The sequence below is a fragment of the Sphaerisporangium melleum genome (assembly GCF_014646695.1).
Classification (GTDB): domain Bacteria; phylum Actinomycetota; class Actinomycetes; order Streptosporangiales; family Streptosporangiaceae; genus Sphaerisporangium; species Sphaerisporangium melleum.
The window spans coordinates 45180-61793 of sequence record NZ_BMNT01000034.1; the positions used below are offsets into that span (position 1 = coordinate 45180).

The window sequence follows — 16614 nt, forward strand, 5'->3', positions numbered from 1 at the left end:
AACGTAGGCGAACTGCTCCAGCTCGCCGTTGGAGCGGCGCAGCTCCTCGGCCTGCCGGGCCAGCAGCTCACGGGACTGGCGGGTCTCCTCCAGCTCGGTCACGATGCGCCGGCGCATCGCCTCGATGTCGGCGGCCAGCTCCTCGACGTCGGCCGGGCCTCCGGTGTCGATGTGGTGGTTGAAGTCGCCGGCGGTGACCCGGCGTGAGGCGGTGCGCAGCCGTTCCAGCGGCCGGAACACGACCAGCCGCAGCAGCACGGCCAGCGCGATGATGGTGAGCAGGAAGAACGCGACGAGGCCGAGGAGGCTGACGTTCCTCAGGGTTCTGGCCGACGCCAGGTCGGCGCGGGAGTCGTCGCGCATCGACTGCCAGGCGGCGTCCTGGGCGTCCAGCGCGGCGCGCAGGCCGTCGAAGGCGCGCCGGCTCGCCTCGGTGGCGGAGGCCGGGACGGTGTCGGGGCCCTTGCGCCGGACGACGGCGATCTGCGGCTCGGCGTACTGTGCGCGCCACTGGGCGCTGAGCCGCTCGACCTCGCCCAGCTCGCGGAGCGGCGGGGTGCCGGGGGCGAGCCGGCGGACCTCCTGGGCGGCCGCCCGCTCGGCCGCCTGCCCGGAGACGTACGGCCTGAGGAAGTCCTCCTGACCGGTGAGCAGGTAGCCGCGCACGCCGGTCTCCTGGTCGACCAGGGCGCTGCGCACGCGCTCGGCCTGGATGCGCGCGGGGGAGATCACATCGGACAGCCGGTTGGAGACCTCGGTCGTGTGACGCAGGACCATGACGGCCGCCAGCGTCGACAGCAGCAGGACGACGACCATGACGACCAGGACCAGGGCGAACCACGCCTGGGCGCTCCAGCGTGTTCTCATCGGGCGCCCGGCACGACCTCGGCGAGCAGCGGCATGACAGGAATCGTAGCTTTCCCACGGCGTGCCCGGGACGGCCGCCCCGCCACCCCCACGAGGACGCGCTCACCTGCGCCGGGAATAACGCGATAGAGTGGCGACGCTTAGGTGATTGAAATTTCAACAACATGAAGGTGATGAGGGAGATGCAGTTCGGGATCTTCAGTGTGGGCGACGTCACCACCGACCCGACGACGGGCAGGACGCCGACCGAGCACGAGCGGATCAAGGCGATCGTGGCCATCGCCCTGAAGGCCGAAGAGGTGGGCCTTGACGTGTTCGCGACCGGCGAGCACCACAACCCGCCCTTCGTCCCCTCGTCGCCGACCACGATGCTCGGCTACATCGCCGCCCGCACCGAGAAGCTGATCCTGTCCACCGCCACCACGCTGATCACCACCAACGACCCGGTGAAGATCGCCGAGGACTTCGCGATGCTCCAGCACCTGGCCGGCGGGCGCGTCGACCTGATGCTCGGGCGCGGCAACACCGGACCGGTGTACCCCTGGTTCGGCCAGGACATCCGCAACGGCATCCCGCTCGCGATCGAGAACTACGCGCTGCTGCACCGGCTCTGGCGCGAGGACGTCGTCGACTGGGAGGGCCGCTTCCGCACCCCGCTGCAGGGCTTCACCTCCACCCCGCGCCCGCTGGACGGCGTCCCGCCGTTCGTCTGGCACGGCTCGATCCGCAGCCCCGAGATCGCCGAGCAGGCGGCCTACTACGGCGACGGGTTCTTCGCCAACAACATCTTCTGGCCCAAAGAGCACTTCATGCGGCTGATCGCGCTGTACCGGCAGCGCTACGCCCACTACGGGCACGGCACCCCGGAGCAGGCCATGGTCGGCCTGGGCGGCCAGGTGTTCATGCGCAAGAACTCCCAGGACGCGGTGCGTGAGTTCCGCCCCTACTTCGACAACGCCCCGGTGTACGGCCACGGCCCGTCGCTGGAGGAGTTCACCGAGCAGACTCCGCTCACGGTGGGCAGCCCGCAGGAGGTCATCGACAAGACGCTGACCTTCCGCGAGTCCTTCGGCGACTACCAGCGCCAGCTCTTCCTGATGGACCACGCCGGCCTGCCGCTGAAGACTGTGCTGGAGCAGCTCGACATCCTCGGCGAGGAGGTCGTCCCCGTCCTGCGCAAGGAGTTCGCCGCGCTCAGGCCGAGCCAGGTGCCGGACGGTCCCACCCACGCGGCCCTGGTCGCCCGCAGGGACGCCGCCGCTCTCGCCGGCGAGAACGAGACGCCCGTCCCCACCGGCCCGGCCTCCTGAGCGGCGCCGTACCGCCCGTCGCCGCGGCGACGGGCCCCCACGGCCCCCGACCCCCGGCGCCGGGACCGCCCCGCGGTCCCGGCGCCCCCACCACCCCCCGCAACCCGCGTGATCACCAGGAGGATCACTTGACCCCGTTGAAGCTCGTCGCCATCTCCGCCGGCCTCAGCCTGCCCTCCTCCACCCGGCTGCTCGCCGACCGGCTCACCCAGGCCACGCGCGACCACCTGGAGCCCGGGCGGCCGGTGGAGGTGCGGGTCATCGAGCTGCGCGACCTCGCGGTCGACATCGCCAACAACCTCGTCACCGGGTTCCCCTCCCCCGCGCTGGCCGACGCACTGCGAGCGGTCACCGAGGCCGACGGCCTCATCGCGGTCACGCCGATCTTCACGGCCTCCTACAGCGGCCTGTTCAAGTCGTTCGTCGACGTCGTGGACAACGACGCGCTGACCGGAAAGCCGGTGCTGATCGCGGCGACCGGCGGCACGGCCCGGCACTCCCTCGCCCTGGAGCACGCCATGCGCCCGCTGTTCGCCTACCTGCGCGCGATTGTCGTGCCGACGGCCGTGTACGCCGCCGCCGAGGACTGGGGATCCACCGGGGACGCGCGCACCGGCGGTCTGGCCGAGCGCATCGGCCGCGCCGCGGGCGAGCTGGCCGGCCTGATGGCGGGCCGCCCTGCGGGCGCGCCGCCCGCCGAGGAGGAGGTCATCCCCTTCGAACAGCAACTCGCCGCCCTGCGCCCCTGATCGCCCGCGGACGCGGGGACTCGCGTCCGATCCGCGCGGTCGCCGGTGGAGCCCGGCCCGCCGGACCTGACGCGGTCCGGGTGGCGCCGGTCGATGCCATGATTGGGCGATGCGAACGCCATCCGCACCGCGGGACCGCGCCTCGGCCACCGCCGCCGGCCGCCGCGACCCCGGCCCGCGCCGGGCGGCGGACTACCTGATCGAAGAGGAACTGCGCGCCGCCGGTGCGCAGGCCATCGCCGGAGTGGACGAGGTCGGGCGGGGCGCCTGGGCGGGGCCGGTCGTGGTCTGCGCCGCCGTCACGACGCTGAGCCCTCCTCCCGAGCTGCCGGGCCGCCGCGGGGGCGCGCCGGTGCGGCTCACCGACTCCAAGCTGCTGGCCCCGGCGCACCGCGAGGCGTTCGCCGAGGCCCTGCCCGGGTGGCTGTCGGCCCATGCCATCGGCGCGGCCGGGCCGGAGGAGATCGACGAGTTCGGCATGACCGAGGCGCTGCGCCGTGCGACGTCCCGCGCTCTCTCCGCGCTGCCCCGGCGACCCGATGTCGTCATCCTGGACGGCAAGCACGACTTCCTCGGCCGGCCGTGGCGGGTGCGCTGCGAGGTCAAGGCCGACCAGCGGTCGGTCAGCGTGGCGGCGGCCTCGGTGCTGGCCAAGGTGCACCGCGACCGGCTGATGGCCGAGTTGCACCCCGGCCACCCGGCCTACGACTTCGCGGGCAACGCCGGCTACCCCTCCCCCGCCCACCAGAGCGCGCTCGCCGAGCACGGCCCGACGCCGTACCACCGGCTCTCGTGGTCGTTCATGGACGATCTGCCCCGCTGGCGGCACCTGAAGAAGCACCGCGACCCCCTCGCCGCCTCCGGCCAGCTCACCCTGATGTGAGCACCACCCGTGAGCCGGGCCGGCACGCCACCCCCGCCCACGCGGCCCGGGTACGACACGGGACCCCGGGACGACACGGGACAGGGCGTCGCCCGCCGGTTCGCATCGGGGGCGAGATCGCCCGTCCTGTCCACCGCCGGGAGGGCCTCGGCCGCCGCCGCTCGCATCGTCCATCGGGTCGCGCGAGCGTCCGGTCGTACCGGGATCAGGTCAGGCCGCCACCAAGGTCGCCCCGGGCCACGCCGCCTTGGCAACGGTCGGCCCCAGCCACGCAGCCCCCGCAACCGTCGCCCCCGGCCACGCTGCCTGGGCACTGGTCGGGCCCAGCCACGCAGTCCCGGCCACCGTCGGCCCCAGCCAGGCGGCCTTGCCGACCGTCGGCCCCAGCCACGCCGCCTTGGCAACCGTCGGCCCTGACCACGCGGCCTCGGCAACCGTCGCCCCCGGCCACGCTGCCTCGGCACTGGTCGGGCCCAGCCACGCGGCCTGGGCACTGGTCGGGCCCAGCCACGCGGTCTTGGCACCGCCCGGGCCGGCCCAGGCCAGGGCGCTCGGCGTGGACGCCGCCACCGTTCCCAGCAGGGTCGCGCCCAGGATGACCGCTGTGAAACGCTTCGTAAGCATGAGACCCTCCGGTTGGATCGCGTGCGGGCCGCAGGCCCGCCGGCCCGGTGGTTCCGGGCGGTACGCGATCCATCCTGTCGCCCGGGCGGGCCCCTGTCATTGACGCTGCGTGCCGACCCCTTGACCGAGCGTGCCCAATAGTGGGGAGTCCACGAGGCGGTGGACCGACGACGCGGGCCCGGACGCGGCGGCGTGGGACGTCGCCGCCACGGCGGCGCCGGTGGCGCGCACGCCGGTCAGCGGGCGGTGAGGGCGGCCGAGGGGGGCAGGAGGTCGGCGGTGCGGGTGAGGACGGCGCCGAGGGGTGCGTCGACGGTGAGGTCGGCGTAGTCGTCGCCGCGCGTCGGCCCCTGGTTGACGATCGCCACCGGGATGCCGAGTTTGGCGGCCCGCAGCACGAACCGGCGGCCGGACATCACGGTGAGGGACGAGCCGAGCACCAGCAGCAGCCGGGCGCGTTCGACCAGCGCGAAGCAGGCGGCGACGCGGTCGGCGGGGACGGTCTCGCCGAAGAAGACGACATCGGGCTTGAGCATGCCGCCGCCGCAGGCCCGGCAGGTCACGGTGCGGAACGCCTCGATCTCCTCATCGGGCAGCTCGACGTCGCCGTCGGGGTTGACCGCGGTGACCAGGGCGCCGAACCGCGGGTTGGCCTGCCGTAGGCGGCGGTCGAGGTCTTCCCGGGAGGTTGCGTCGCCGCAGTCGAGGCAGGTGACGCGGTGCAGGCTGCCGTGCAACTCGATGACGTCCCGTGCGCCGCCCGCCTGGTGCAGGCCGTCCACGTTCTGCGTGACCACGCCGGCCAGCAGACCGGCGTGCTGGAGGCGGGCCACGGCGTGGTGACCGGTGTTCGGCCTGGCCCTGGCCATGGCGTGCCATCCGGCATGGCTGCGGGCCCAGTAGCGGCGCCGGGCGGCCGGGTCGCCGGTGAAGGTCTGGTAGGTCATCGGGGTGTGCCGCCTGCGGGCGCCGCTCGGCCCGCGGTAATCGGGGATGCCCGACTCGGTGGACAGGCCGGCCCCGCTGAGGACCACCACCTCGCCCCCCGCCAGGATCTCCGCCAGCATGTCGGCGCCGTCGTTCACCCTTCCATGGTGCCCTACGCCCGCGCCGGCGTGGGAACCGTCGCGCCCCCGGCCGCCTCACCGGCCGGGGGCGGCGGTAGAGGATCCGTCAGGAGAGGCCGCCCGGGGGCACGGGCCGGTGGGGCCGCAGGTGGCGGCGCAGACGGGTCAGCAACGGAATACCGGCGCCGGAGCGGCGTCCGGCGCCGGGCCGTGGCTCCCGGGCGGACCGCTCGCCGGCGGCCGCCGGCGCGAGCTGGGAGCCACTCGGGACCTGGCCCCAGCGGGCGCGTACCATCCACTCGACGTAGGACTGCATGCCGGAGTTCATCGCACACCTCGTTTCTCGGCTTCGGGGGAATCGACCGGCTTCGCGGCGTCGCTGAGCTTCACCGCGTCGGCGGCGTCTTTGCGGGGTCAGCGCGCCCCGGGCCGCTCGTCGCCGGGCGCGGGCCGGAAGAGGCCGAGGAGTGCGCCGAGCTCGGACCGGTCGCCGATGCCGAGCTTGCGGTAGGCGCGCTGCAGGTGGTTCTCGACGGTGCGCACCGACAGCACGAAGTGGGCGCTGATCTCCTTGCTGGACATGCCCTTGGCGGCCAGCTCGGCGATCTGGTGCTCGCGGCGGGTGAGCCGCGGGCGCTCCAGCGCGCACAGGGCGGGCGTCCACGCGCCGCTGGACTCGGCCAGGCGGAGCGCGCGAGCCGCGGCGGCCGAGGCGGCGGCCAGGTCTCCAGCGGCGCGGTGGCAGTTCGCCTGCTCCGCCGCGGCCTCCGCGGCGAGCAGCGGGCTACCGAGCCGTTCGAGATCGGCCGAGGAGGCGGCCAGTCCGTCGCCGTCCCCGGCCGCCGCGGCGGCCACGTGCGCCGCGTACAGCGGCACGGCGCCCTCGCCCGCCTGCCCGGCCAGCTCGCGGAGCCGGCCGAGCACGTGCTGGGGGGCGCCCATCCGGGCCACGTCGTGCAGGGCGAGGGCCTCCATGCCGACGGCGCCGAACTCCCGGGCCAGCGCCGCGCCCTTCTCGGCGATCGCGGGCGCCTCGGGTGAGTCGCCGGCGGCGGCGACCCACGAGCGGGCCAGTTCGATCCACGGCTGCAGCAGCCACAGCGACCGCTGGTCCAGGCCGTCGGCCTCGGCCAGCGCCCGGCGGGCGGCCTTGAGGTCCCCGGCCAGCGCCAGGCCCTGGGCGAGCTGGGCGAGCAGGACGGCCAGCAGGCCGCGGTTGCCGTGCTCGCGGGCGATGGCGATGCCCTCGCGGCAGCGGTGCAGTTCCTCGCGCACCTGGCCACGGGCCCGGGCGACCAGGGCGCGCAGCAGGCAGAACCAGGCGATGGCGAAGGGGAACCGCCGCGCCACGGCCCGGTCGTACCCTTCGGCGGCGTGCGCCTGGGCCTGCAGGAAGCAGCCGGTGAGCAGGCAGGCGTGCACCCGCCCCAGCTCGATGAAGATCTCCAGCCAGGGCAGCTCTCCCTGCCAGGGCAGGCTCAGCTCGCGGGCCTGGGCGAGCGCCTGGAAGCTCTCTTCGGGGCGGCGCAGGAAGGCCAGCGCGACCCCGCGGGCGACCTCGGCGACGCAGCGGCCGCGCGACCCGGCGGGCGACGTCGCGATGACGCGTTCGGCGAGCACCACGCCGGCGTGGCAGCGTCCGGCGAACACGTGGAGCAGAGCCCGCAGGGCGTGCAGCTCGGCGCGCGGTTCCTCCTCGGTGAGGTCGCCCAGGGTCGAGCGCAGCAGCAGGCTCGCCTCCGGCACGCTGTCGAGCCCGAAGGCGAGGGTGAATGCCCGCACACCGGCAAGGCGTGCCTGGCCGTGCTCGCTCACGGGTCGTGGAAGGGCCGCCAGCCGCGCCTCGGCGTCGCCGGGGCGGCCGGCGAACATCAGCCCGTATCCCAGCGGCTCGGCGACCTCGGCGCCCTTGCCCGCGGCGACGGCACAGCTCGCGAGCTGCCGGCTGAGCGGCAGGTCCAGGCAGGACCAGGCGTCCCGCAGCGCGGCGGCGACGGCGCCGGCGGGCGGCTGGACGCCGTTCTCCAGGCGCCAGGCGGCGATCCTGAGCAGGTCGCCGGGCCCGGTGGCGGCGGCCTCGACGGCGTCGGCCAGTTCCTCCCTGCACCGCCGGGCCCGCAGCCGGGGGACGCGGGCGCGCAGCACGTCCCCGTACAGGGGGTAGACCAGGCGGGCCCGGTCGCCTTCGGGGTGCCGCTCGACCGTGACGATGCCCCGGGCCTCGGCGGTCTCGACCGCGGCGCGGGAGACCAGGGCGGCCAGCACCTCGGGGCCAATGGCCTCGCCGAACGCCAGCAGTTCCAGGGCGCGGCGGCACTCGGGGGTGAGATCGGCGAGCCGTTTGTCGACCAGGCCCGCCAGGCGGGAGGTCACCGGCGTCTCCTCACCACCGCGCCAGACGCCTTCGGCGAGGGTGAGCGACCCGGTCTCCAGCATCGCGGTGACCAGTTCGCGCAGCAGGAAGGCGTTGCCGCCGGTGGCCTCCCAGCAGTGCTGGACCAGCACGCCCTCGGCCGGGCCGCCGAGGGTGCTCTCCAGCAGCTCGCCGACCTCCTCGCGGGTGAAGGGGCGCACCTCGATCCACTCGGCCAGGCCGCTGGTGCACAGCTCGGCTATCGGGTCGGGGATGCCGTCGCCGCTGCGGGTGGCGGCCAGCACGAAGGCCTCGCGGCGGCGGGCCATCTGGAACGCCAGGGCGACCGACGCCTCGTCGAGCAGGTGGGCGTCGTCGATGACGAGCAGCAGGTCGCGCCCTCCGGCCTGGCCGATCAGCGCGTCGGCGGCCATGCGCAGCGCGTTGCCGTTGAAGGCGGTGTCCATGAGCGCCGCGGGCAGGTACTGCGCGAAGGCGCCGAAGGGGACGGTGACGGTGGCCTGGCAGGCGCAGGTCCGCACGACCGTGAAGCGGTCCTGTTCGGCCCGCCGGACCACTTCGGTGAGCAGGCGGCTCTTGCCGGTGCCGTCGTCGCCGATGAGGGCCACGCCGGAGGACTCCGGGTGGCGCATCGCGGCGTGGATGCGGTCGAGTTCGGCCCGCCGGCCGACGAATATCTGTCCGAGCTCGGCCATGGCGATCCATGACCGGGGGACGTACAGCGGGGATCGTCCGGTGCTCGCGACCGGGCCGACCTGTTCCGGCGCGACGGGGACTTCTAGCGTCATTTCGCCTCTCCGGTGCCGTCGGTTCGCGTATCGGGATCATTGTCTTTTGCCGCCGCGAGCAGGCACCAGTGCGCCGGTCACCGGGCCGATGTGAATTCGTCATGCGCGTTCCCTCAACCGCTCACGGCGGGTCGACCGGCGGCCTGACGGGGGGAAAGCGGGTGAGTAACCGGGCCGTGCCCGTTGAGTACCCGAGCCCGGCCAACAGAGCAGCGCGAGCCATTAACCCGGGATTATCCGCGACCTACCTTGGTCGCAGGGCGCAGGCCTTCCGATCGGACCGCCTCCTCACAACGATCAGGGAAACCTTCTCGAGAAAGCGGCTCAATGCGTATAACGAAAATCTCAGGCCCGCAGCCGGCGGAGGTAGTGGAGAAAGGCTGGAGCCACGGCCGGCTTCCCATTTCGGAGAACGTCGAATGGGAGGAGTTCGCGAAGTTCTGGGACGACCTCCCACGCGACGAGTACGTGCAGAAGAGCCACGGCACCACCCGGCACCGCCGCATCGGCCACCTGCTGGCCCGGGGCGGTCAGGACGCGGGCGTGACCTTGGAGCGGGCGCCGCACGGGGCGTTCTTCCAGAGCAGCGAGATCAACTCGGTGTACGGGGGACAGAAGCGCACCTTCCCGCCGATCACCGACGCCGCCTACGACAACCTCGTGTTCCGCGCGGCCGTGGAGAGCGACCTGCACGTGGTCAGGCGCCTGGAGGGCGACCGGCCGACCTGGCTGGTCACCGTGCACATGATCCGCATCCTGGCGAGCGGGGACGCGGCCTCCGCGCCGGCTCCCGAGGGGCGGCACACCGACGGGCACGACTACGTGATCATGCACCTGATCAACCGGCGGCACTGCCTCGGCGGCCTCAGCCGCGTCTACCGCAAGGGCGGCGACCGCCCGGCGCTGGAGCACACGCTGCTGGAGCCGATGGAGACGCTCATCGTCGACGACCGCACGATGGAGCACGAGGTCAGCCCGATCAGGCCCGCCGACGGCGGCGTCGCCGTCCGGGACATGATGATCATCGACTTCGACCGCGTGACCCCCGGCGGCTGACCCGCCGCCGTCACGCGGCGAACGGTCAGTGGATCAGCCGGGCCGGCCTCGGCCTCCGTTCGCAGGCCGTGGAGGCCCCTCCCGGGCCCGCGCGGGGCCGAACACCTTTCGTCACCCGATCCGCAACCCACCATCGAGGAGTATTCATGGCAAACATCACGGCCGCCCCCGCCTGCCTGCAGTGCGAGACGGACATCCCAGTGCCGTCCGACGCCGAGCTGGGCGACATCCTGGCCTGCCGCGGCTGCGGCCAGGAGCACGAAGTCCTGGACATCGCGCCCGTCGTCCGTCTGGACCTGGCGCCGGAGGTCGAGGAGGACTGGGGTGAGTGACGCCCCCGCGGACGTGCTCGTCTCGGTCACGATCATGCGGCCGGAGGAGCGCGCGCTTCTCGAGGCGTTCCGCGCGGCCGGTCTGACCGCCCACTCCGTGACCCCACGGCACGCCGCCACGTTCCTCAACGACCGGGCACTGGCCCCCCGGCTGGTCGTTCTGCGCAACATCTCCCACCGTGAGCTGGCGGGGATGTCCGGCCGCTTCGAGCAGGCCGGCATCCCCACCCTCAACAACCCGCACGCCGTCCGGCTGTGCCTGTCCAAGGAACTGCAGGCCCTGGCCTTCGCCAGGGCCGGCGTCTCCCACCCGCGCACCCTCATCGCCTTCTCCACCGAGCAGGTGGGCGAGCAGGTGGCGGCCCTCGGCGGCGACGCCGTGGTCAAACCGGTCAGCGGGTCGTGGGGCCGGGGCATCGTACGCGTCACAGGGGAGAGCGAGTTCGCCGCCTGGCGCGGCGGATGGGAGGCCCTGGACCCGGGCGAGCGCTCCTTCCCCGTCGTGGTCCAGCAGTACGTCGACAAGCCCGGCTACAACGAGCGGGTGATCGTCATCGGCGACCGCGCGGTCGTCGCCTACCGGCAGGTGAGCGACAACCTGCGGACCAACACCCACCTCGGCGGCACGGTCCAGCCGGTCGCGCTGTCGCCGCGGGCGGTGGAGCTGGCCGAGCGGGTCGTCGCCCTGTTCGGGCCGGGTTTCTACGGCATCGACCTGGCCGAGTCCTCGACGACCGGCGAGCTGTTCGTGCTGGAGGTCAACACCAACCCCGAGTTCGCCCGGTCGGCCGGGATCCACGGCGTGGACATCCCCGGCCTGCTGGCCCGCTACGTCCGGTCGGTCCTCGACGGGCAGGACGTGGACGGCGGGCCGGCGGAGCGAGAGGAGAAGGCGGCATGACCGACCGGATCAAGGTCGCGGTGCTCGGGGCCAGCGGCTTCATCGGCGCCGAGGTGATCCGGCTGCTGAGCGCCCACCCGCAGGCCGAGGTGGCCTTCATGTCCTCCCAGCAGCACGCGGGCAAGCCGCTCGGGCAGGTGGTGTCCGGGCTGCGCAACTCGCGGGCGGCCGGGCGGCGGCTGCGCTCCCTCGACGAGCTGTCGAAGGTGGACGTGGCCATCTCCTGCCTGCCCAACGGCGTGCTGCCCAAGGTGCTCGACGACGTCAGCGGCCAGGCCGACCTGGTGCTGAACGTGGCGGGCGACTACCGGCTGCGCGACCCGGAGGAGATCGCCCAGTACTACCCCGGGTCGGTGGGCGGCTGGCGGCAGGACATTCCCTACTACGTGCCGGAGTTCGGCGAGAAGCCGAGCGAGCCGGTGGTCAACCTGCCCGGCTGCATGGCCTCGGCCGGCCTGTACGCCCTCTACCCGCTGTTCCGGGACGGGCTGGCCGAGCCGCGGGCGGTGGTCGACGCCAAGACCGGCTCCAGTGGCGGCGGCAACACCACCACGGAGAACCCCTCGCTGCGCGCGGGCAACGTGCGGGTGCACAAGCTGCACGGGCACCGGCACGGCCCCGAGATCAGGCAGGCACTGGCCACCTGGACCGGGACCGCGCCCGAGCTGCAGTTCTCGGCGTTCAGCCTGCCGGTCGTGCGCGGGGTGTTCGCCACCGCCTACACCTGGCTGCGCGAGGGCGCCGGCACGGCCGAGGTGCGCCGGGCCTACGCCAGGGCGTACGCGGACGCGCCGTTCGTACGGATGAGCAACGGGCGCTCCCCCGTGGCGCTGCCCATGCTCAAGACCGTGGTCGGCTCCAACACCGCCGAGGTCGGGGTGTCGGTGGAGGGCTCGCGCTGCGTGGCGGTGTGCGCCCTGGACAACCTGATCAAGGGTGGGGCCGGCCAGGCGGTCCAGGCCATGAACCGGGTCTTCGGCCTGGAGGAGACCCTCGGACTCCCGGAGGTGGGACCATGGCCGTGACGACGCGGGAGACCGGGTACGACCCGGCCGCCCTCAAGGCGACCAGCCCGCACCGGGCGCTGTACGTGGTCAAACTGGGCAGCGCGACGCTGCGGCACACCGAGGTGTTCGACGAGCTGGCCGAGCTGGCCGGGCGTGGCGTCCGGCTGCTGGTCGTCACCGGCGGCGCCGCCGACATCAAGCTGCACTACGCCCTCATCGGCAGGCCGATCAGGACGCTGGTGCTGCGCGGCGGCGACGAGGTGCGCTACTGCCCGCCGGAGGAGATGACCCACATCATCGACGCCTACGAGCAGATCACCCTGCCCAGGGTGCGTGAGGAGCTCGGCCGGCGCGGCCTGTCGGTGTTCGCCACCACCGGCCGCGTCGAGGAGCTGGTCTCCGCCACGCCGAACGGGCCGATCAGGGCGCTGGACGGCGACCGGCAGCGGTTCGTGCGCGACCACCGCGCGGGCACCGTCGCCCGGGTGGACGCCGCCCGGCTGACCGAGCTGCTGGAGGCCTTCGACGTGGTCTGCGTCTCGCCGCCGGTGGCCGCCACCGACGGCGGGTCGGCGCTCAACGTCGACGCCGACGTGCTGGCCGCCGAGGCGGCCCTGGCGCTCGGCGCGTCCCACCTGCGCCTGGTGACCGGGACGGCGGGTCTGCTCACCGACCCGTCCGACCCGGCCAGCACCCTCCCGCACGCCACCGCCGGGGAGGGCATGGCCTACGCCGGCGGCCGGATGAAGCAGAAGGTGCGCGCGGCCGAGCTGGCGCTGGCGGGCACGCCCGACATCGCCATCACCGGCCCGCACACCCTCGACGCCCGCCGGGGGACCCGCTTCTGGCGGGCCCCGGCCCCGGCCGCCGACCTCGGACTGCTGGCCAACATGGTCGAGCTGTCCTCGGTGTCCGGCGACGAGCGGGAGCTGGCCGAGTACCTGGTGGACTGGTGCCAGGCCAACGGCGTGGACGCCGAGATCGACCCGGCCGGCAACCTGGTGGCCACCCGCGGCGGCGGCCCCCGGCGGCTGCTCATGGTCGGCCACATGGACACCGTTCCGCACCTGTGGCCGGTCCGCTGGGACGGCGAGACGATCACCGGCCGCGGCTGCGTGGACGCCAAGGGCGGCCTGGCCGCGTTCCTGGCCACCCTGGCCGCCCTGGACGTGCCCGAGGACGCCACCGTGCGCGTCATCGGGACCGTCGAGGAGGAACGCACCGCGGCCGGAGCGTTCTACGCCCGCGACCACTACCCGGCGGACGCGGTGATCGTCGGCGAGCCGAGCGGGGCCGCCGCCCTGACCATCGGCTACCACGGGGTGTGCAAGGTGCGGCTGAGCGTCGCCCAGACGACCGCGCACACCGCGGGCAAGGCGGCGCGGACCGCCGCGAGCCGCATCGCCGACGCCGTCATCGCCGCCGAGGCCGAGGTCGCCTACCTGGGCGCCGACACGCTGTTCAACGTGCTCGGGCTGCGTGGCGGCAGCCAGGGCGGCACCCAGACGGCCGAGGCGGTCCTCGACGTGCGGGTCCCGCCCGGAACGAGCCCGCAGGACATCATCGAGGCGGTGCGCCGGAGCGCCCCCGACCCGGTGCGGGCCGAGGTGCTGCTGGCGACCCCGGCCGTGGCCACACCGCGCACCAGCGCGCTGGTCAAGGCGTTCACCCGGGCCCTGCGGGCCGCCACCGGCGCCTCCCCCCGGCTGCTGGCCAAGAAGGGCAGCAGCGACATGAACACCCTCGCCACCACCTGGCAGGGCGTGCCCATGGTCGCCTACGGGCCGGGGGACGCCTCGCTGGACCACACACCGGACGAGCGCCTGGACGCGGCCGAGTACCGGCTGGCCACCACCGTGCTCGCCGACGCGGTGCGGCGCTGGCTGGGCGGCGGCGCCGCGTCCGCGACGGCCGTGCCGGCCGGGGCGGGCGCCGTGAGGACGGGAGAGGGGAGATGAACGAGTTCGACCTGGCCCGCGAGCGCGCCCTGCGCGCCCGCGGGTCCGTGGTGGACATGGCGGCGAGCCCCACCGGCTGCCACCTGGGCGGCAGCCTGTCGGTGCTGGACATCCTGGTCGCCGCCCACTCGGTGGCGCAGGCCAGGCCGGGCGTGGAGGTCGTGCTGAGCAAGGGCCACGCCGCCGCCGGGCTGTACGCGGTCCTGCACCACATGGGCGTGATCGAGGACGACCCCGCGCCGCTGTACGGCCGGGCGGGCGCTCCGTACACCGGGCACCCCTCCCCCAAGGTGCCCGGGGTGCGCTTCCCCACCGGCAGCCTCGGCCACGGGCTGGCGTACGCGGCCGGCTGGGCGCTGTCACGGCGCCTGCTCGGCGAACCCGGCGGCGCCATCGCGGTGGTCGGCGACGGCGAGCTGCAGGAGGGCCTGGTCTGGGAGACCCTCCAGATCGTCCAGGCCAAGCGCATCGGCGGCCTCACCGTCGTGGTGGACGTCAACGGCGGCCAGAACGACGGCTACGTCGCCGACATCTCGCCGCTGACCGACCTTCCCGCCCGGCTGGCCGCCTTCGGGTTCGAGGTGTTCGAGGCCGACGGCCACGACATCGAGAAGCTCTGCGCGCTGCTGCCCCCCGAGGACCGGCCCAAGGCGGTGCTCGCGTCCACGGTCAAGGGCAAGGGCGTGCCCGCCACCGAGGGCAAGACCGGCTCGCACTACGTCAAGATCAGCCCGGCGCGCGCCCGGCAGTGGAAGGCGGTGCTCCGATGAGCCTGTGCGGACGCGAGGCGTACAAGGCCGAGCTGACCGCGCTCGCGGACGGCGACCCGCGCATCATCTGCCTGGAGGCCGACCTCGGCGGCCCGTCCCACCCGTTCGCCGAGCGTCACCCCGGCCGGTTCCTGAACCTCGGGATCGCCGAGGCGGCGGCGGTGGACATGGCGGTCGGGCTGGCCTCGGCCGGGCTGCGCCCGTTCCTGAGCACCTTCGCCGCCTTCGGCACCTGGCGGGCCGCCGAGAGCGTCAAGCTCGGGCTCGGCTACCAGGGCGCCCCCGTCGTGCTGGTCTGCCCGTACGGCGGGGTGTCCGGCGGCTGGTTCGGGCCCACGCACCACAGCCTCGAGGACCTGGCCGTGGCGCAGAGCCTGCCCGGGGTGCGCATCGCCGTGCCGTGCGGGGAGGAGGAGACCCGCGCGGTCATCCGGACGGCCGCGGCCGACGACCGCCCCTGTTACGTACGGCTCGCGCGCAACGAGCCGTTCGACGCGCCGTTCCCGCCGGCCGGCCGGGGCGAGGTCGGCTGGGTCCACGGGCCCGCGGGGCCGACCTGCCTGGTGTCGGTCGGCGAGAAGCCGGCGGCCCTGTGCGCCGCTGCGACCGAGCAGCGGCCCGAGCTCTCGCACGCCCACCTGTGCTGGGTGGACGCCGAGAGCCTGGCGACGGCCGCGGCCGAGCTGGCCGGCTCGGCACGGCGGATCGTCGTCGTGGAGGAGCACCGCGCCGCCGGAGGCGTCGCCTCCACGCTGGCGCTGATGCTTCCCCGCCATGAGGTGCTCGGCGTCAACGCCGGGCCGTCGTGGCCGTCGGAGGGCGGCGGCCACGACGACGTCCTCGCCGCGCTCGGCCTCACCGTCGCGGCCGTGCTCGACGCGGCGAGCGCGCACGCGCCCACCGTGATCGGCCTCGCGGGCCCCCGCGCCGGCCGTGCAACCCCCGTATCCAGCAAGGCGAGCCCCGGAGCCCTGCACCCGTCCACCACCACCTGACGCAGGGAGCGACATGACCATCACCGCACACAAGAGCGCGACCGCCATCGAAGTGACCCGGCAGACCCTGGCCGACCCGGCGCTCACCCGGCGCAGCCCCGGCGAGGAGTTCGCCTGGGCGGTGTCGCGCGACCACGACGGCGCCGACGTCGTCGTCCCGATCAACGGATACCTGCCGGCGGCGTTCCCGCTGTTCGCCACCCGGCCCCGCTACACCGTCCGCCACCTGCTGAAGGTGGCCAGCGTCAACGACCGGCCCACGGCCTTCGTCCGCGAGGCGCCGCACCCGGGCCGGGACGTGCCCGGCAACTCCTACGACAGCACTCCGGAGTCGGCGTTCGGGCCGAGCGTCCAGCACGCCGAGCTGACCGACCTGGCGATCGACGTCCCGGTGCCCAAGGGGCTGCTCGACGAGCCGGCCCTGCTGGCCGCGTTCGTGGACTACCGCGTCCTGGTCCGCCTGGGCGTGGTGGAGAACGAGTCGCTGCTGCACGGCACGGCCGACGGCACCATCCCCGGCCTGCTCAACCTGCCCGAGGTGCGCACCGGGCCGTTCGGTGACGACGTGTGCGAGGCACTGACCTCGGCCGCCGCCCGGGTGGAGGACACCGGCGGCTCTTGCGACGGGATCGTCGCCCACCCGGCCCTGTACTGGCGGCTGGTGCACGACGGCACCCTGAGCAAGCTGACCGAGGTCGGCATCAAGGTGGCCCGCACCCGGATGATGCCGCGCGGCCAGGCGCTGCTCGGCGACTTCCGCGCCGCGGTCACCCTGCTCGACCCCGGCGTCTCCTCGCTCACGCTGCGCAGGGGCGCCGGGCCCGAGGGCGAGGACGTGGTCAGGGCGCACGCCCGGGTCGGCCTGGCCGTGCACCTGCCGCAGCACTTCCTGCTGCTGTCCCGTCCCTGACGCCGACCGGAGGTTCACACGCG

General features: G+C 74.2%; 16 protein-coding genes. 11 read left to right on the forward strand and 5 right to left on the reverse strand.

The features are described 5' to 3' along the window. Nucleotides 1-867 (reverse strand): CHASE3 domain-containing protein (locus IEY93_RS38675; protein ID WP_229691517.1); only part of this gene is annotated, 867 nt, incomplete at its 3' end. Between the two features lie 182 nt (nucleotides 868-1049). On the opposite strand from IEY93_RS38675, the gene IEY93_RS27090 reads away from it, so the two are divergent. The 3 genes from IEY93_RS27090 to rnhB all read left to right on the forward strand — a co-directional run bounded on the left by IEY93_RS27090 (nucleotide 1050) and on the right by rnhB (nucleotide 3809). Beyond that, nucleotides 1050-2177, forward strand: coding sequence for an LLM class flavin-dependent oxidoreductase (locus tag IEY93_RS27090; protein WP_189165998.1), 1128 nt, complete (start codon nucleotides 1050-1052; stop codon nucleotides 2175-2177). A gap of 128 nt (nucleotides 2178-2305) precedes the next feature. Further along, nucleotides 2306-2926, forward strand: a complete 621-nt coding sequence (locus IEY93_RS27095) for an FMN reductase (RefSeq protein WP_189165953.1) — start codon at nucleotides 2306-2308, stop codon at nucleotides 2924-2926. Between the two features lie 109 nt (nucleotides 2927-3035). After that, entirely contained in the window at nucleotides 3036-3809 is a 774-nt protein-coding gene (gene rnhB, locus IEY93_RS27100) for a ribonuclease HII (RefSeq protein WP_189165954.1), read from the forward strand. Nucleotides 3810-4019: 210 nt separating this feature from the next. On the opposite strand, the gene IEY93_RS27105 is transcribed toward rnhB, so the two are convergent. The 4 genes from IEY93_RS27105 to IEY93_RS27120 all read right to left on the reverse strand — a co-directional run bounded on the left by IEY93_RS27105 (nucleotide 4020) and on the right by IEY93_RS27120 (nucleotide 8662). Beyond that, complete coding sequence (locus tag IEY93_RS27105; RefSeq protein WP_189165955.1) at nucleotides 4020-4433, reverse strand: hypothetical protein; 414 nt, start codon at nucleotides 4431-4433, stop codon at nucleotides 4020-4022. 236 nt (nucleotides 4434-4669) lie between these two features. Beyond that, nucleotides 4670-5500 (reverse strand): NAD-dependent protein deacetylase, encoded by an 831-nt coding sequence (locus IEY93_RS27110; RefSeq protein WP_189165999.1) that lies wholly within the window; start codon nucleotides 5498-5500, stop codon nucleotides 4670-4672. A 106-nt stretch (nucleotides 5501-5606) separates the two neighbouring features. Further along, nucleotides 5607-5828: a hypothetical protein gene (locus tag IEY93_RS27115; RefSeq protein ID WP_189165956.1), complete on the reverse strand. Its 222-nt coding sequence runs from the start codon at nucleotides 5826-5828 to the stop codon at nucleotides 5607-5609. 86 nt (nucleotides 5829-5914) lie between these two features. Next, complete coding sequence (locus tag IEY93_RS27120; RefSeq protein ID WP_189165957.1) at nucleotides 5915-8662, reverse strand: AAA family ATPase; 2748 nt, start codon at nucleotides 8660-8662, stop codon at nucleotides 5915-5917. Between the two features lie 369 nt (nucleotides 8663-9031). Between IEY93_RS27120 and IEY93_RS27125 the strand changes: the two genes are divergently transcribed. The 8 genes from IEY93_RS27125 (at nucleotide 9032) to IEY93_RS27160 (ending at nucleotide 16591) form a co-directional block, all read left to right on the forward strand. After that, a complete protein-coding gene (locus tag IEY93_RS27125) occupies nucleotides 9032-9718 on the forward strand; it encodes a 2OG-Fe dioxygenase family protein (protein ID WP_189165958.1) in 687 nt (228 codons plus the stop codon). Between the two features lie 146 nt (nucleotides 9719-9864). After that, nucleotides 9865-10050 carry a lysine biosynthesis protein LysW gene (locus IEY93_RS27130; RefSeq protein ID WP_189165959.1) on the forward strand — a complete coding sequence of 62 codons (186 nt, stop codon included), beginning with the start codon at nucleotides 9865-9867 and terminating at the stop codon, nucleotides 10048-10050. Continuing rightward, on the forward strand, nucleotides 10043-10951 hold the full coding sequence (locus IEY93_RS27135) for an ATP-grasp domain-containing protein (protein WP_229691518.1): 909 nt from the start codon (nucleotides 10043-10045) through the stop codon (nucleotides 10949-10951). The genes IEY93_RS27130 and IEY93_RS27135 overlap by 8 nt, the downstream gene beginning before the upstream one ends. Continuing rightward, nucleotides 10948-11976 (forward strand): N-acetyl-gamma-glutamyl-phosphate reductase, encoded by a 1029-nt coding sequence (argC, locus tag IEY93_RS27140; protein ID WP_189165960.1) that lies wholly within the window; start codon nucleotides 10948-10950, stop codon nucleotides 11974-11976. The genes IEY93_RS27135 and argC overlap by 4 nt, the downstream gene beginning before the upstream one ends. Beyond that, nucleotides 11967-13916: a M20/M25/M40 family metallo-hydrolase gene (locus tag IEY93_RS27145; RefSeq protein WP_189165961.1), complete on the forward strand. Its 1950-nt coding sequence runs from the start codon at nucleotides 11967-11969 to the stop codon at nucleotides 13914-13916. The genes argC and IEY93_RS27145 overlap by 10 nt, the downstream gene beginning before the upstream one ends. After that, nucleotides 13913-14686, forward strand: a complete 774-nt coding sequence (locus IEY93_RS27150; protein ID WP_189165962.1) for a thiamine pyrophosphate-binding protein — start codon at nucleotides 13913-13915, stop codon at nucleotides 14684-14686. The genes IEY93_RS27145 and IEY93_RS27150 overlap by 4 nt, the downstream gene beginning before the upstream one ends. Further along, a complete protein-coding gene (locus IEY93_RS27155) occupies nucleotides 14683-15681 on the forward strand; it encodes a transketolase family protein (protein ID WP_189165963.1) in 999 nt (332 codons plus the stop codon). Before IEY93_RS27150 ends, IEY93_RS27155 begins: the two co-directional genes overlap by 4 nt. Nucleotides 15682-15694: 13 nt before the next feature. Beyond that, entirely contained in the window at nucleotides 15695-16591 is an 897-nt protein-coding gene (locus IEY93_RS27160) for a family 3 encapsulin nanocompartment shell protein (protein ID WP_189165964.1), read from the forward strand. The last annotated feature ends 23 nt before the right edge of the window (nucleotides 16592-16614 follow it).

Bases quoted from the DNA above. Each gene is read 5' to 3' on its own strand.
- IEY93_RS27090 (WP_189165998.1), top strand. From the start codon at position 1,050: ATGCAGTTCGGGATCTTCAGTGTGGGCGACGTCACCACCGACCCGACG.
- rnhB (WP_189165954.1), top strand. From the start codon at position 3,036: ATGCGAACGCCATCCGCACCGCGGGACCGCGCCTCGGCCACCGCCGCC.
- IEY93_RS27105 (WP_189165955.1), bottom strand. From the start codon at position 4,433: ATGCTTACGAAGCGTTTCACAGCGGTCATCCTGGGCGCGACCCTGCTG.
- IEY93_RS27110 (WP_189165999.1), bottom strand. From the start codon at position 5,500: ATGCTGGCGGAGATCCTGGCGGGGGGCGAGGTGGTGGTCCTCAGCGGG.
- IEY93_RS27115 (WP_189165956.1), bottom strand. From the start codon at position 5,828: ATGAACTCCGGCATGCAGTCCTACGTCGAGTGGATGGTACGCGCCCGC.
- IEY93_RS27120 (WP_189165957.1), bottom strand. From the start codon at position 8,662: ATGACGCTAGAAGTCCCCGTCGCGCCGGAACAGGTCGGCCCGGTCGCG.
- IEY93_RS27130 (WP_189165959.1), top strand. From the start codon at position 9,865: ATGGCAAACATCACGGCCGCCCCCGCCTGCCTGCAGTGCGAGACGGAC.
- argC (WP_189165960.1), top strand. From the start codon at position 10,948: ATGACCGACCGGATCAAGGTCGCGGTGCTCGGGGCCAGCGGCTTCATC.
- IEY93_RS27145 (WP_189165961.1), top strand. From the start codon at position 11,967: ATGGCCGTGACGACGCGGGAGACCGGGTACGACCCGGCCGCCCTCAAG.
- IEY93_RS27150 (WP_189165962.1), top strand. From the start codon at position 13,913: ATGAACGAGTTCGACCTGGCCCGCGAGCGCGCCCTGCGCGCCCGCGGG.
- IEY93_RS27155 (WP_189165963.1), top strand. From the start codon at position 14,683: ATGAGCCTGTGCGGACGCGAGGCGTACAAGGCCGAGCTGACCGCGCTC.
- IEY93_RS27160 (WP_189165964.1), top strand. From the start codon at position 15,695: ATGACCATCACCGCACACAAGAGCGCGACCGCCATCGAAGTGACCCGG.